The organism is Komagataeibacter sp. SM21 (assembly GCF_041402665.1).
Taxonomy (GTDB): domain Bacteria; phylum Pseudomonadota; class Alphaproteobacteria; order Acetobacterales; family Acetobacteraceae; genus Komagataeibacter; species Komagataeibacter saccharivorans.
The window spans coordinates 1-13,884 of sequence record NZ_JBGLOV010000015.1 but is presented as its reverse complement, the minus strand read 5'-3'; the positions used below and the strand labels follow the sequence as shown (position 1 = coordinate 13,884).

Annotated in this window: 6 protein-coding genes and 3 pseudogenes; 7 read left to right on the top strand and 2 right to left on the bottom strand. The window is 58.0% G+C overall.

Features of this window, described 5'->3' with window-relative positions; translation table 11 throughout:
• Window positions 1–266: 266 nt before the first annotated feature.
• Window positions 267–1,541 carry an MFS transporter gene (locus tag ACBR42_RS13405; protein ID WP_371208324.1) on the bottom strand — a complete coding sequence of 425 codons (1,275 nt, stop codon included), beginning with the start codon at window positions 1,539–1,541 and terminating at the stop codon, window positions 267–269.
• A gap of 72 nt (window positions 1,542–1,613) precedes the next feature.
• Between ACBR42_RS13405 and ACBR42_RS13400 the strand changes: the two genes are divergently transcribed.
• Both ACBR42_RS13400 and ACBR42_RS13395 read left to right on the top strand, forming a co-directional pair.
• Entirely contained in the window at window positions 1,614–2,183 is a 570-nt protein-coding gene (locus ACBR42_RS13400; RefSeq protein WP_132305497.1) for a TetR/AcrR family transcriptional regulator, read from the top strand.
• A gap of 232 nt (window positions 2,184–2,415) precedes the next feature.
• Window positions 2,416–3,170, top strand: a pseudogene (locus tag ACBR42_RS13395) (IS5 family transposase); the annotation flags it as partial.
• Here the strand turns inward: ACBR42_RS13395 and ACBR42_RS13390 are convergent.
• A pseudogene (locus ACBR42_RS13390) lies at window positions 3,167–4,081 on the bottom strand (IS481 family transposase). The pseudogenes ACBR42_RS13395 and ACBR42_RS13390 sit on opposite strands and share 4 nt — an antisense overlap.
• Before the next feature lie 633 nt (window positions 4,082–4,714).
• On the opposite strand from ACBR42_RS13390, the pseudogene ACBR42_RS13385 reads away from it, so the two are divergent.
• From ACBR42_RS13385 to ACBR42_RS13365, 5 genes and pseudogenes are all read left to right on the top strand, one after another.
• Window positions 4,715–6,707, top strand: a pseudogene (locus ACBR42_RS13385) (ATP-dependent RecD-like DNA helicase).
• 68 nt (window positions 6,708–6,775) lie between these two features.
• Window positions 6,776–6,988 carry a hypothetical protein gene (locus ACBR42_RS13380; RefSeq protein WP_371208323.1) on the top strand — a complete coding sequence of 71 codons (213 nt, stop codon included), beginning with the start codon at window positions 6,776–6,778 and terminating at the stop codon, window positions 6,986–6,988.
• Between the two features lie 186 nt (window positions 6,989–7,174).
• Window positions 7,175–9,184 (top strand): N-6 DNA methylase, encoded by a 2,010-nt coding sequence (locus ACBR42_RS13375; RefSeq protein ID WP_371208322.1) that lies wholly within the window; start codon window positions 7,175–7,177, stop codon window positions 9,182–9,184.
• Window positions 9,181–10,299 (top strand): restriction endonuclease subunit S, encoded by a 1,119-nt coding sequence (locus tag ACBR42_RS13370; protein ID WP_371208321.1) that lies wholly within the window; start codon window positions 9,181–9,183, stop codon window positions 10,297–10,299. The genes ACBR42_RS13375 and ACBR42_RS13370 overlap by 4 nt, the downstream gene beginning before the upstream one ends.
• Window positions 10,296–13,499, top strand: coding sequence for a type I restriction endonuclease subunit R (locus ACBR42_RS13365; protein ID WP_371208320.1), 3,204 nt, complete (start codon window positions 10,296–10,298; stop codon window positions 13,497–13,499). Before ACBR42_RS13370 ends, ACBR42_RS13365 begins: the two co-directional genes overlap by 4 nt.
• Window positions 13,500–13,884 lie beyond the last annotated feature (385 nt).

Here is a 13,884-nt window from a genome sequence, read left to right as displayed (position 1 = left end):
ACTCCCATGGTTGTGATGCCGGAATGCGGGCGTTCCGTCCATCGGCACGATGCGATCGACGCGCTCCGTTTACCGTCGTCTCATCATGTTTTACCACGCCGTGGCGATGAACGCGCGCCGCGTCGCTCGGGCGCTTCCGTCGCGAGTGATCGTGGAGGGAGAGAGCCTCGGGAAAGTTGGCGACCGATACGCGAGAAAGTCCTGCCGAGACGTGGGCGAAACGCACGGCCGGTCGGGTGTCGGCATCAACCATGCATCGGCTCGCCTCACTCCGCAGCGACGGCGACGCCCTGCGCCGGGGACCGCCTGATCCGCAGCGCCATCAGAGCCGCGACCACCCCGGCGATCCCAGCCATTACCAGCATGTCACGATAGCTTCCCTGTGCTTGGCGCAGCACACCCGCGAGCGACGCCGCGAGGGCCGCGCCGATTTGATGACCGAACACGATCCATCCAAATACGACCGGTGCGCGTGCCTCGCCGAAGGCGGCGTTGGCGAGCCGAAGCGTTGGCGGCACCGTTGCGATCCAATCCAAGCCGTAGAACACGCCGAACAGCGCCAGACTGACGCCGTGGAAGTCTACGAATGGCAGCGCCATCAGCGACAGGCCGCGCAGTCCGTAATAGGCGAAAAGCAGCCGCCGCGCATCCATCCGGTCGGTGAGCCAGCCCGAGGCGGTGGTGCCGAACAGGTCGAAGAGCCCCATGAGCGCGAGATACCCCGCTGCCGGGACTTCATCGACGCCGTGATCAGCGCAGATCGCGATGAAATGCGTGCCGATCAGCCCGTTCGTCGTGAAGCCGCACACGAAGAACGTCAGGAACAGCAACCAGAAATCCCGCGTCGTCATAGCTTCGCGCAGCGCCGACACCGCGATGCGCAGCGGATGGCGCGACGGGCGTGCGGAAGGGGCATAACCCTCCTGCGCCCCGTGCGGCACCAGTCCCAGACGCTCGGGGTGCTCGGGTAAGAATAGCACGACGAGCGGTACGAGGCCCAGGCAAACGACCGTCACGGCGATGATCGGCCCTCGCCAGCCATGCGTCTGTGCGAGGGAAGCCAGTGCCGGCAGGAACAGCAGTGACCCCGTCGCCGTGCTCGCCGCGAGCAGCCCCATGACCGTGCCGCGACGCGCCACGAACCAGCGATTGACGACCGTCGCTCCGAGCACCATTGCGACTGCCCCAGTGCCGAGACCGGTCAGCAGGCCCCAGGTGAGAAAGAATTGCCACGGCGCGGTCATGAACAGCGAAAGTGCGGACGATGCGCTGATCAGCAGAAGCGCACCGATCAGCGTGCGCCGGATACCGATCGACTGCATCAGCGCCGCCGAGAACGGTCCCACGAAACCGTAGAGGAAAATGCCTAACGCGGCGACCGATGAGACCGTGGTCCGGCTCCACCCCAACTCCATTTGCAGGGGCATCATCAGGATGCCGGGTGTCGCGCGCACGCCGGCCGACACCAGCAAGGAAAGAAAGGTGAGCGCTACGACCGCCACGAAGACGGTACCCTTGCGGATGTGAAGGTTTCTGCTCATATGACTGACCGGTAAGTTACAATACATTCAGCGTAGGTACCGGTCGGTAACATCGTCAAGCGGAAATATGTCATGAAGCGACCCACCAGCGGCGTCAGCGCCGCCGAACGTATCCGGAAATCAGCTCGCGAACTGTTCTACAGCAACGGAATACGCGGCGTCGGTGTCGACGAGATAGTGCAGAACGCGGGTGTCACCAAGCCGTCGCTCTATCGTGCCTATGAGTCCAAGGATGGCCTGGCTGCGGTCTATCTCGATGAATTCTTCCGGACCTGTCGTACGCGCTTCGAGGAGGCCGAGGCCGCCTGTCCTGACGATCCGCGCGGCCAACTCCTCGCCTATTTCGACGGTCTGGCTGAACGGGCCTCCCGTCCGGCCTATCGCGGCTGCGGGCTGACAAACGCAATTCTGGAGTTCCCCGATCGCGACCACCCGGTCCGCCAGGAGGCCGCGCGACTGAAGCAGGCGATGGCTGACTGGATCGCCTCGCGCGTCGCGCTTCTGGACGCACGTGACCCTGAGCCTCTGACCTCCGGTCTGGTGCTGCTGATGGAGGGGGTATTCGTCGCGGGACAGGCCTTCGCGCCGCCCGGCCCGGGCGCTCACGCCGGCATGGTGGCCCGTCTCCTGCTTGATGTGTAAACGTTATGAAGCGCCTCTGAGCATTGGGCTCTAAGCTTCTGCTCTCGCCTTCATCCTTGTCATTCAATCAGGCTTCATGGCTTTGCAAAACCGGATGTGGCCCGAAATTATCCTTCCCGATCAGGTTACTCTGTTAGGTTCTGTTGACAAAGATCTTTTCAGACTGGCTTGGACGTGATTCAACGTTGGTCTTTGCGGAGGCCTGTGGATGCGTGGCGACCTGACGGACGAGGAATGGGCGATCATTGGCGGCCTGCTGCCGCCTGAACGTGGCCGTTGGTCACGACCGGCACAGGATAACCGTCTGTTTCTCAATGGAATGCTTTATGTCCTGCGTGTTGGTTGCCCATGGCGGGACATGCATGAGCGCTACGGAAAATGGAACTCGGTCTATGTGTGGTTCCGTCGATGGGCAGAACAGGGCGTCTGGGACGCTCTGCTGGAAACGCTGGTTGAACTCGGTCTGACCGATGACTGGCAGCACATGATCGACAGCACGGTCGTTCGGGCTCACAGCCAGGCAGCTGGCGCAAAAGGGGGACGCATAAGGAAGGCTTTGGTCGAAGCCGCGGCGGCTTTACGAGCAAGAACCACGCCCGTGCTGACGGTCAGGGACGCCCTCTTGGCTTCGACCTGACGGGGGGTGAAGTTTCTGATTATTCCGGCGCTGATGCCCTGATGGACCTGCCGGTCGCAACACCGCGCCGACTTCTGGCCGACAAGGGGTATGATAGTGACAGGATACGAGAGAACCTGCTTTTTCGAGGCATTCTTCCCGTAATCCCACCGCGTTCAAATCGCACAGAGGATATTCCCTGCGACTTCCGTCGTTATCGGGATCGAAACCGTATCGAGCGGATGTTCAACAAACTGAAGCAGTTCCGACGTATCGCCACACGATATGACAAGACAAGAAAATCGTTCCTCGCCTTTCTTAACCTCGCAGCCGTAAAATTGTGGCTACCATCTTTTGTCAACAGAACCTAGTTGTTTAGTTCCGTGGTTTGATGAGTTGGTTTGGTGATGAATCTTTCTGGCTCTGCACTCCAGATCTTGCAGATGTATTCATAGGGTGTGAGACCGTTGAGGGTCCTGAGCCTTCGCCCGCACTTATAGGCGGCCATGAAATCATTGAGTGCGTCCTCAACTGCTCATGACTGGTATAATGGAACCGTTTAACGGTTGCTTCCCTGACTGTACGACACGTCCGTTCGACCTGCCCATTGGTGCAGGGGCAATTGGGTTTCGTCAGGTGATGCTCGATCCCGTTGGTCTTGCAGATCATGTCGAAACACATGGAACGTGACCATGCCATACCGCGGCTACGAGGCTGCTCGGCGAACTGGATGTCATTGTCGGTCAGGATGGCATGAATCCGGTAGGGCACGACACGCAGAAGATGTTCGAGAAACTCCCAGTCTGTTCTTCTGTTCGCCTTGTCCGCGAGCTGCACCACCGCAAACTTGCTTGTCCGGTCTATGACGACGAAAAGATGCTGTTTGCCTTCAGTGGTCTGGACCTCGGCGATGTCGAGGTAGAAACCCGATCGGGTAGCGTTTGAAGCGCTGACACTTCGGTTTGTCCCCTTCAATGTCAGGCAGGCGTGAAATCCCGTGACGCTGAAGACAGCGATGCAGCGCTGAGCGTGTCAGATGCGGGATGGTGGCCTGCAACGCATAAAGACAATCATCCAGAGGCAGTAAAGCATGTCGACGAAAAGCCACGATCATCGTTTCGTCCGTCTCGGACAGGACCGTTGAGTGCGGCTCTCTGGGATCGGTCTTCTGATCTCCGCCAGTCTGACGCTTCCGCCACTTCGCCACTGTTTTTGGATTGATCCCGAATTCCGCGCTCAGCACCGTGAGCGAGGTTTTCGATCGCTGTATTGCTGCTCGCATGGCGTGCGTATAGGAAAAAACAAGGATGTGTATAGGATGCAGTTGGGAAGTGTGTTCCCGCGTAAGCAAGGGTGGAGCACCGTAGGCGCGACAAGTTCGACCGAAAAGTCATCTCTAAAAAGTGATGATGGTGGTGTAAAATTGGTGGTTTTGGCGTAAATCAGGCGATCAGGTCGTAGATCGGGACTAAAGGCTCATAACCTGAAGGTCATAGGTTCAAATCCTATCCCCGCAACCAAGCATAAATGTCTGAAAAGACAGAAAAAAAGCCACCCAATCGGGTGGCTTTTTTTGTGCCTGAATCACTCCGCAGGATGCACATAGGATGCAAATGGGATGGAAAGCGCAGCGTAGAGACGACTGATCGCAGGCGTTTCACGATCGCGTGTTGGGTGTGATGGAACCCGGCGACGGTCAGTGGTGCGATCCCATGTTACGGTGGATCATGGTGTCTGATCCTCTCGATTCCGTGCTGGCAGGAGAGTCCCGTTGAGCGGCGCGGTTGCGTCGTCCGAGGCGCTGGCCGGCCTCGTGGAGCGGGTGACGTTCCACAACGCCGAAAATGGTTTCTGCGTCCTGCGCGTGAAGGTGCGGGGGCAGCGTGATCTGGTCACCGTTGTCGGCCATGCCGCCATGATTTCGGCGGGCGAGTTTGTGCAGATGTCGGGGCGCTGGTTCAACGACCATACCCACGGCCTCCAGTTCAAGGCCGAGTTCCTCAAGGCCAGCCCGCCGACCACGGTCGAGGGCATCGAACGTTATCTTGGCTCTGGCATGATCCGGGGCATTGGGCCGGTTTATGCGAAGAAACTGGTGAAAGCGTTCGGCGAGGCCGTGTTCGATCTGATCGAGCAGGAACCGCATCGCCTGCGGGAGGTGACGGGTATTGGCCCGAAGCGCGCCGAACGGATTGTCGGTGGCTGGGCGGATCAGAAGGTGATCCGCGAGATCATGCTGTTCCTGCACAGCAACGGCGTGGGCACCTCGCGGGCAGTGAGGATCTTCAAGACCTACGGGCAGGACGCGGTCAGACTGATCAGCGAGAACCCCTATCGGCTGGCGAAGGATATTCGCGGGATCGGATTCAAGACCGCTGACCAGATAGCCCGGAAGATGGGGATCGCACCCGACGCCATGATCCGGGTGAGGGCCGGGATCTCCTACGCGCTCGGCGAGGCGATGGATGAAGGGCATTGCGGCCTCCCGGTGGGGGAATTGCTGACCAGCACCGCCGAACTACTGGAGGTCGCGGCCCCCCTGATCGAGACGGCCCTTGCGCTGGAACTGGAAGCAGGCGACGTGGTTGCCGACAGCGTGGGCGAGACGGGCTGCATCTTCCTTGCTGGTCTTTATCGCGCGGAGCAGAGCATCGCCGAGCGATTGCGCGCCTGCGCCATTGGCCGTCCGCCCTGGCCTGACATCGACGCGGAAAAGGCCATGACCTGGGTGGAAGGCAAGACCGGGCTTGCCCTGGCCCCCAGCCAGCAGGAGGCAGTGCGCCTTGCCTTGCGCAGCAAGGTGCTGGTGATCACCGGCGGTCCCGGCGTGGGCAAGACCACGCTGGTCAACGCCATCCTCAAGATTGTGACGGCCAAGGGTACGGACGTACAGCTCTGCGCGCCGACGGGACGGGCAGCGAAACGCCTCTCGGAAAGCACCGGACTGGAGGGCAAGACCATCCATCGGCTGCTGGAGACCGATCCGGCCAATGGCAGTTTCAAGCGGGATGACACTAACCCGCTGACCTGCGATCTGCTGGTCGTGGACGATTCTGATGCGGTCCCTGCTACGCGCGTTGCCTGACAGCGCAGCGCTGCTGATTGTCGGCGATGTGGACCAGTTGCCATCGGTTGGGCCGGGGCAGGTGCTGGCCGATATCATCGGCTCGGGCGCCGTACCGGTGGTGCGGCTGACCGAGGTGTTCCGTCAGGCGGCGCAGAGCCGGATCATTACCAACGCGCACCGGATCAATGAGGGCAGGATGCCCGAACTGAGCGCGGAAGAGGGTTCGGATTTCTACTTCGTGGAGGCGGCCGACCCAGAGATCGGACTGCGCAAGCTGTTGGCTGTGGTGAGGGACCGCATTCCGGCCCGGTTCGGGCTGGACCCGGTTCGGGACGTGCAGGTGCTCTGTCCGATGAACCGGGGTGGACTTGGCGCACGGTCGCTGAATATCGAATTGCAGCAGGCGCTGAACCCACCAGGCGAGGTGAAGGTCGAGCGATTTGGCTGGACCTATGGGCCGGGCGACAAGGTGATGCAGATCGCCAACGATTATGACCGGGATGTTTTCAATGGCGATCTCGGCGTTATCGACAGGATCGATATCGAAGAGGGTGAACTGACGGTCTCATTCGATGGACGGGAGGTCGTTTATGGCTTTGGCGAGCTGGACGAACTGGTGTTGGCTTACGCCACGACCATCCACAAGAGCCAGGGATCGGAATATCCGGCCGCCGTCATCCCGTTGGTGACGCAGCATTACGCCATGCTCGCGCGGAACCTGCTCTACACGGGGGTGACACGTGGCCGGAAACTCGTCGTGCTGGTGGGCCAGAAGAAGGCGCTGGCCATCGCCGTGCGTAATCAGGGCGGAAGGCGGCGATGGTCGAAGCTGAAAGAGTGACTGGCGCAGGGAGCGATATGACGCAGCGATGCTTTCATGTCGGCTTCCGCCTCAAGTCAGGCATCTAAGTGATGACGGCGATTGCCCGGAAGCCGACGTTTTTAGGTGAAGGGGATGCGGTGGAGGACCGTATCCTGCGCCGCGCGATCGAACTGCGTGTTGGTCGCCCATACATCGCGGTGCTGGAAGCGCATCGGCGACGTCGGTTCGCAGCGCAATATACCAAGGCGGCGAACGATGCGGCGAGGCTGGCCCCTTGGTCGGATCAGGACGCGGCGTAACTTCGCTATGGGCGCAGCAGCCAAAGCAGCGCCCCGCATTCTGATAGTCGACCCACTGAATGATGCTGACGCGTCGCAATTGATTGCCGCTCTGGCGAAAAAGGGCGGCAGTGGTATCATGCCTCTGTCGTGATGAATGCGTGGCTGCTAATCCTGCAGTCCAGAGAAGGAGAGCAGGCCAGCGTAATGGAATCCAATATCGAAGCACTTGAAAAACGCCTGTGGACGGCGGCGGATCAACTGCGCGCCAACAGTGATTTTGCCAGTAACGAGTATTTCTTGCCCGTCATGGGTCTGATCTTCTTGCGCCATGCCTACAGCCGTTATCTGGCGGTGAAGCCTGAAATTGAAGCGGGCCTGCCGAGCCGTGGCGGTGTAACCCGGCCGCTGACCAAGGAAGACTTCACCAGCCGGGGCGCGATCTTCCTGCAACCCGAAGCGCAGTTCGATCATCTTGCCAGCCTGCCGGACGGTGCGGATCGTGCAAAGGCGATCATTGCTGCCATGGAGGCGGTGGAAGGTGACTATGCCACGCTGGCGGGCGTGCTGCCTAAAAACGAATATCAGCAACTGGAAAACGACGTTCTGGGCGATGTGCTGCGCATCTTCAACGATCCAGCACTTCAGAATGCAAAGGGTGACGTGTTCGGACGCATCTACGAATATTTCCTGACGCAGTTTGCTGATCAAAGCGCGCATGACGGGGGCGAGTTCTTCACGCCCCCATCCATCGTGCAGATGATTGTCAACGCGATCGAGCCGGATCATGGCAGCGTGTTGGACCCCGCCTGCGGTTCGGGTGGCATGTTCGTCCAGAGCGCGCATTTCATCGAGAAGATGCAGCAAGACCCGACCAAGGTCGCCACCTTCTACGGTCAAGAAAAAAACGCAACGACCATCCGGCTCGCCAAGATGAATCTTGCCGTTCATGGGCTGGAAGGGCGGATTGAACCCGGCATCACCTATTATACCGACGCGCATGAACTGGTGGGCAAGGCCGATTTCGTGATGGCCAATCCCCCGTTCAACGTGGACGAGGTGGACGCGGTGAAGATCAAGAACGACCCCCGCCTGCCCTTTGGTCTGCCCGGCGTGAACAAGAGCAAGAAAGTTTCTAACGGCAATTATCTGTGGATTAGCTATTTCTACAGCTACTTATCGGATGCGGGCCGCGCGGGGTTTGTCATGTCGAGCCAGGCATCGAGCGCGGGCGGGGAGGAAGCCAAGGTTCGGCAAAAGCTGATCGAGACTGGCCATGTCGATGCGATGATCGCGATCCGGGGTAATTTCTTCTATACCCGCACCGTCCCCTGCGAATTGTGGATGTTCGACAAGGCGAAGGCGGCGGAGCATGCCGACAAGGTGCTGATGCTCGATGCACGGCAGGTGTTCCGCAAGGTGACTCGCAAGGTTTTCGACTTCTCCCCCGAACAGTCGCAGAACTTGACGGCGATCTTCTGGCTTTATCGTGGGCAGGAGGAGCGATTCCGGGAACTGGTCGCCGCCTATCTGGACCGGGCGATGGCTGAGGCGCTGGCAGGCGACGCGGCGATGGAGCCGTTTTTGGATGCGCTAGACAGACTGATCGAGACGCTGGATGAAGGCGCGCCCGATAAGTTGACCGACGCCCGCGCAGTTTTTCAGGTGGATTGGGACACCTATGTCGCAGCGACCAAATCACTGGGCGACGAATGGATCGATGGCACGGTCGCCATTGCCGAACTACATGAAGGCCGTGACGCTCTGGAACCACTGGCGGAAACCAGCCGTGATCTGGTGAAGCAGATCGACCAGTTGTTCAAGCTGGCGGAGAAGGCGCATCGCGATACGGGCGGCAAGCGGGGCAAGACCAGCCCAGTCAAGGCGCTGGAGGAGGCGCGGATCGATGCAGTCGATCAGTTAAAGCTGGTGCGCTATTTCCACCGGCAGGCGCACTGGCTGCTGAGCCGCTTTCCTGATGCACGGCTGGTCGCGGTGCCGGGATTGGTCAAGCTGGTAGATCGGACGGAACTGGCGGTAAACGACTGGTCGCTGACACCAGGCCGCTATGTCGGCGTTGCTCCGGAAGAAGAGGATGAGGATTTCGATTTTGAAGGCGTGATGCGCGATATTCACATCGAGCTTGCCGGGTTGAATGAGGAAGCAGCTGCGCTGGCTGTGCAGATTCAGGCAAATTTTGCGGGATTGGGGCTGTGACTTTTATAGAACTTCCCCTTTCCAAAGTTCTTAGCTTTCATAACGGAAAGAAGCCTCCAGAACTTGTAAGTGCAGGTTATCCAGTTTTTGGTTCGAACGGCCCAATTGGTTTGACAAAAGCCTTCAATCACGAAAATGCTGTCATCCTTGGGCGTGTAGGCGCTTACTGTGGGTCGGTTGAGTATTGCGAAGGGCGTTTCTGGGCTTCTGACAATACCATTGTCGTTAAGCCGCTGGATGGCTTTGATGCAAAGTATCTCTACTATAGTTTGAAGAACCAGCCACTCCGTAGTTACGCAGGCGGCGCAGCGCAGCCACTGATAACCCACGGTATTCTGAAGCCGATAAAAGCGAAATATCACGGACAAGGAGATCAGAAGCGGATTGCCAACATTCTCTCTGCCTATGATGATCTCATCGAAAATAACCGGCGGCGGATTGCCTTGTTAGAGGAGGCCGCGCGGCAGCTTTACAAGGAATGGTTCGTCCGCTTTCGCTTCCCCGGCCATGAACATGTCAAAATTATCGACGGCGTGCCGGAGGGATGGGAGCCGACTAGGCTGGGTAACCTCGTCTCAACGAATAGCCGATCATACTCGGCAAAGAGCATACCCGAGCATTTGCGTTACATCGACATATCGGCAGTGAACAAAGGCGAAATCACGCTCAACTCCCCAATATCATCTGAAGAAGCGCCGGGGCGGGCGAGGCGGATAGCCAGGCATGGCGATGTGATTTGGTCCAACGTGCGGCCGAACCTCCGCGCATATGCGCTGGTGATGAATCCTGATGAAATCGATGTTTTTTCGACGGGTTTTACCGTGCTGAGCAGCGCAATTTTGCCATTTTCGTTCCTGTATTTACATACGACAACAGATGCTTTCGTGAATTATTTGATGAATCATACGACTGGTGCGAGTTATCCTGCCGTACGACCAGATGATTTCGAAAGAGCAGAGATGATCATGCCGCCAGAAAACCTGCTTATCGCTTTCCACGAACTATGCGAACCAAACTTCGAAATGATGGCTGTCCTCAGGCAGCAAGCGGACCAGCTCGCCAAAGCCCGCGATCTACTTATTCCCAAACTCATGAGCGGAACCCTAACTGTATGAAGCCGTTGAACGAAGACACGCTGGTTCAGGCGACTATGGCCGACTATCTAGCCGACGCGCTGGGCTGGGACAGCGTGTATGCGTTCAACACCGAAATATTGGGTGCGGAAGGGACGCTGGGGCGGGCGTCCGAACAAGATGTCATCCTCACCCGCCATTTGGGCGAAGCGCTGATCCGGCTGAATCCCGGCCTGCCGGACTCCGCCTATGTCGACGCGCTGCGCCAGATTACCGATGCGCCGCTTGGGTCGAGCCTGATGGCAATCAACCGGGACGCCTATGCGCTGGTCAAGGATGGCGTGCAGGCCAGCTTCCGCAATGCGAAGGGCGAACTGGTCAAACAGCGGCTGCGCCTGATCGATTTCGACACGCCCGAAAACAACCATTTCCTATGTGTGCGGGAATTGTGGATCAAGGGTGACCTGTATCGCCGCCGCGCCGACATTGTCGGCTTCGTCAATGGCCTGCCGCTGCTGTTTGTCGAGTGCAAGGCAGTCCATAAGGACATCCGCCACGCCTATGAGCAAAATCTGTCCGATTATAAGGACACGATCCCTCACCTATTTTACCACAACGCCTTCATCATCCTGACCAACGGTCATGAGGCGAAGATTGGTTCGCTCTCCAGCCGTTATGAGCATTTCAACGACTGGAAGCGGTTGGAAGAGGATGAACCAGGCGTTGTCGATCTGGAGACGATGCTGAAGGGCGTCTGCGCCAAGGCCAATTTCATCGACATCCTGGAAAATTTCATCCTGTTCGATGATGGCGGCGAACGGCTGGTCAAGATTGTGGCGCGCAATCACCAGTTTCTGGGTGTCAACCGGGCCATCGCGGCGGTGAAGGATCGCAAGGCGCGAAGCGGTAAGCTGGGCGTGTTCTGGCACACGCAGGGATCAGGTAAGAGCTATTCCATCGCCTTCCTTACGCAGAAGGTTCATCGGAAGATCGGGGCGAATTTCACCTTTCTGGTGTGCACCGACCGCATCGACCTGGACAGTCAGATTTACGGCACCTTTGCCGGATGCGGCCTCGTCAACAACGACAAGGCGCAAGTACGGGCCGGGACCGGCGCGGAGCTGAAATCGCTGTTGGCGGTGCAGAAGCCCTATGTCTTCACGCTGATCCATCGCTTCAATCAGGATGTAAATCCCAACAATCCCTATTCGGATCGCGACGACATCATTGTCATCACTGACGAAGCGCATCGGACGCAAAACGGCCTGCTGTCGCTCAACATGCGCAACGCCTTACCAAATGCCAGCTTTCTGGGCTTTACCGGCACGCCGTTGATGACAGGCGACGAGACGACGAAGCAGACGTTCGGCGACTATATCTCCACCTATGATTTCCAGCGGGCGGTGGAAGATAATGCCACTGTGCCGCTTTATTATGATGCGCGCGGTGACAAGCTAGGCGTTGCCACCAACGACCTGAACGAGAGGATCGCAGCCAAGCTGGAAGAGCTGGAACTTGACGATCCCAATGTGACCGAACGGCTCGAAAATGAGCTGAAGCGCGAATATCACATCATCACCGCCGAGACCCGGCTGGACACCGTCGCGGCGGATTTCGTGGAGCATTACACGACCGGCTGGGAAAGCGGCAAAGCCATGCTGGTCTGCATCGACAAGGTGACGTGCGTCCGCATGCACGCGCTGATCGCAAAGCATTGGGATTTGCGGATCGCCAGCCTTGAAAAGGCACTGGCGCAAGCCACTGACGAACAGGACCTGGCCGACCGGCAGCGCCAGCTTGCATGGGTCAAGTCCACCAGGGCGGCCGTGGTAGTTTCGGAGGAGCAGGGCGAAGTCGACAAATTCCGGAAATGGGATTTGGACATCGTGCCGCACCGGGCGCTGATCAAGAATGGCTTTGAAACGGACGACGGCAAGCGCATCGATCTGGAAACGGCCTTCAAGAAACAGGATCATCCATTCCGTATAGCCATCGTCTGCGCCATGTGGCTGACCGGTTTCGATGTGCCGAGCCTTTCGACCCTGTATCTGGACAAGCCACTGAAAGCGCACACGCTGATGCAGGCCATAGCGCGAGCCAACCGGGTAAGTGCAGGAAAGAACAACGGCCTGATTGTTGATTATTGCGGGATATTGAAGAACCTCCGCAAGGCGCTAGCCACCTATGCCGGGACGCCTGGGGGTGGGCTGGGCAATCCGGGCGATCCACCGCCGGAAATCGACCCAGTCCGACCACCCGAAGAACTGCTGGCTGATTTGGAGGAGGCCATCGAAGCGGCGGAAGGCTTCCTGTCCTCGCGTGAATTCCGGTTGCTCGATATATTGGAGAAGGTCGGATTTGATCGAAACAAGGCGATTATCGACGCCAAGGAAGCTGTCAACGAAAATGACGAAAGCCGTAAACGCTTCCAGATCATGGCGCGCGAGGTGTTCAAGAAATTCAAAGCATGCGTGAACTTCCGCGCCGTAAATGCTTACCGCCAGCGGTTTGCGGCGATCAAGGTCATCTACAACAGCCTGGAGGAGGATGTGAAAAAGGCCGACATTTCCGACATCATGCGCGAACTGCATGCTGTAGTGAATGCGAGCATTGAAACGCATGTTGATCCCGACGATCAGGATGATCGGCTGTATGACATTAGCCGGATCGATTTCGAGAAGTTGAAGAAAGAATTTGAACGCAGCCCCCGCAAAAATACGACCGTGCAAAGCCTGAAGGATGCCATCCAGAAAAAGCTGGAAATGATGCTGCGCCAAAATCCATTACGCACCGATTTCCAAAAACATTATGAGCAATTGGTCTCGGATTATAACAGCGAGAAGGATGCCGTGAACATCGAGCGGACCTTTGCGGCCCTGCTGGTACTGGCAGAGGAACTGGATGGCGAACAGCGTCGTGCAGTGCGCGAGGGATTGGACGAAGAAACATTGGCCCTGTTCGATTTGCTGATGAAGCCTGACTTGGAAAAGAGCGATATTGCCAAGCTGAAAAAGGTCGCCGTTGGACTATATGAAGTTCTGAAGCAGCAATTGGACGCCGTGCAGGATTTTGCCGGGAAGCAGGCGACGCGCGATGCAGTTCGCGTGGCGATAACGAACTTCCTCTACGATGAACGAACCGGCCTTCCCCAGAGCTATGGGTTGAACGAAGTGGATTTGAAGGCGCAAGCGGTCTTTGCCCACATGCTGACCAGGCGTAGTCTGGATCTTCATCCCGCGTGATGCTTCGACGATGGAGGTAATCTGAAGGGGCACGCGGGCTCTGTCTGAATGGATCGACCAGTTCCGGTGAGAACTGACATTCGGAGGCCCTCATCGGAACCGCTCATATTGGTTGGTAGGCGTCATGAACATCGGCGCAGGGTACGGCTGCTTTCGGTTATCGCTTGCCGATAACCGACATTCCGCTTTCCCCCGATAGTGTTGAAAAAGTCGCGCTTGCTTTGAGAGTGAAGCACTGATTCACTCTTCGCAGGAGGAACCTGCAAATGATGGGTGATCGAACGAAAATACAGGAGGCACTGTTCTACGAGTTCCGTCTTGAAGATCATGTGCCAGCTGGCCACCTTTTGCGTTCAATTGATCGCTTTGTCGATCTGGATGGCCT

Coding starts and splice junctions, on each gene's coding strand:
- ACBR42_RS13365 (WP_371208320.1), top strand. CDS start 10,296: ATGAAGCCGTTGAACGAAGACACGCTGGTTCAGGCGACTATGGCCGAC.
- ACBR42_RS13400 (WP_132305497.1), top strand. CDS start 1,614: ATGAAGCGACCCACCAGCGGCGTCAGCGCCGCCGAACGTATCCGGAAA.
- ACBR42_RS13375 (WP_371208322.1), top strand. CDS start 7,175: ATGGAATCCAATATCGAAGCACTTGAAAAACGCCTGTGGACGGCGGCG.
- ACBR42_RS13405 (WP_371208324.1), bottom strand. CDS start 1,541: ATGAGCAGAAACCTTCACATCCGCAAGGGTACCGTCTTCGTGGCGGTC.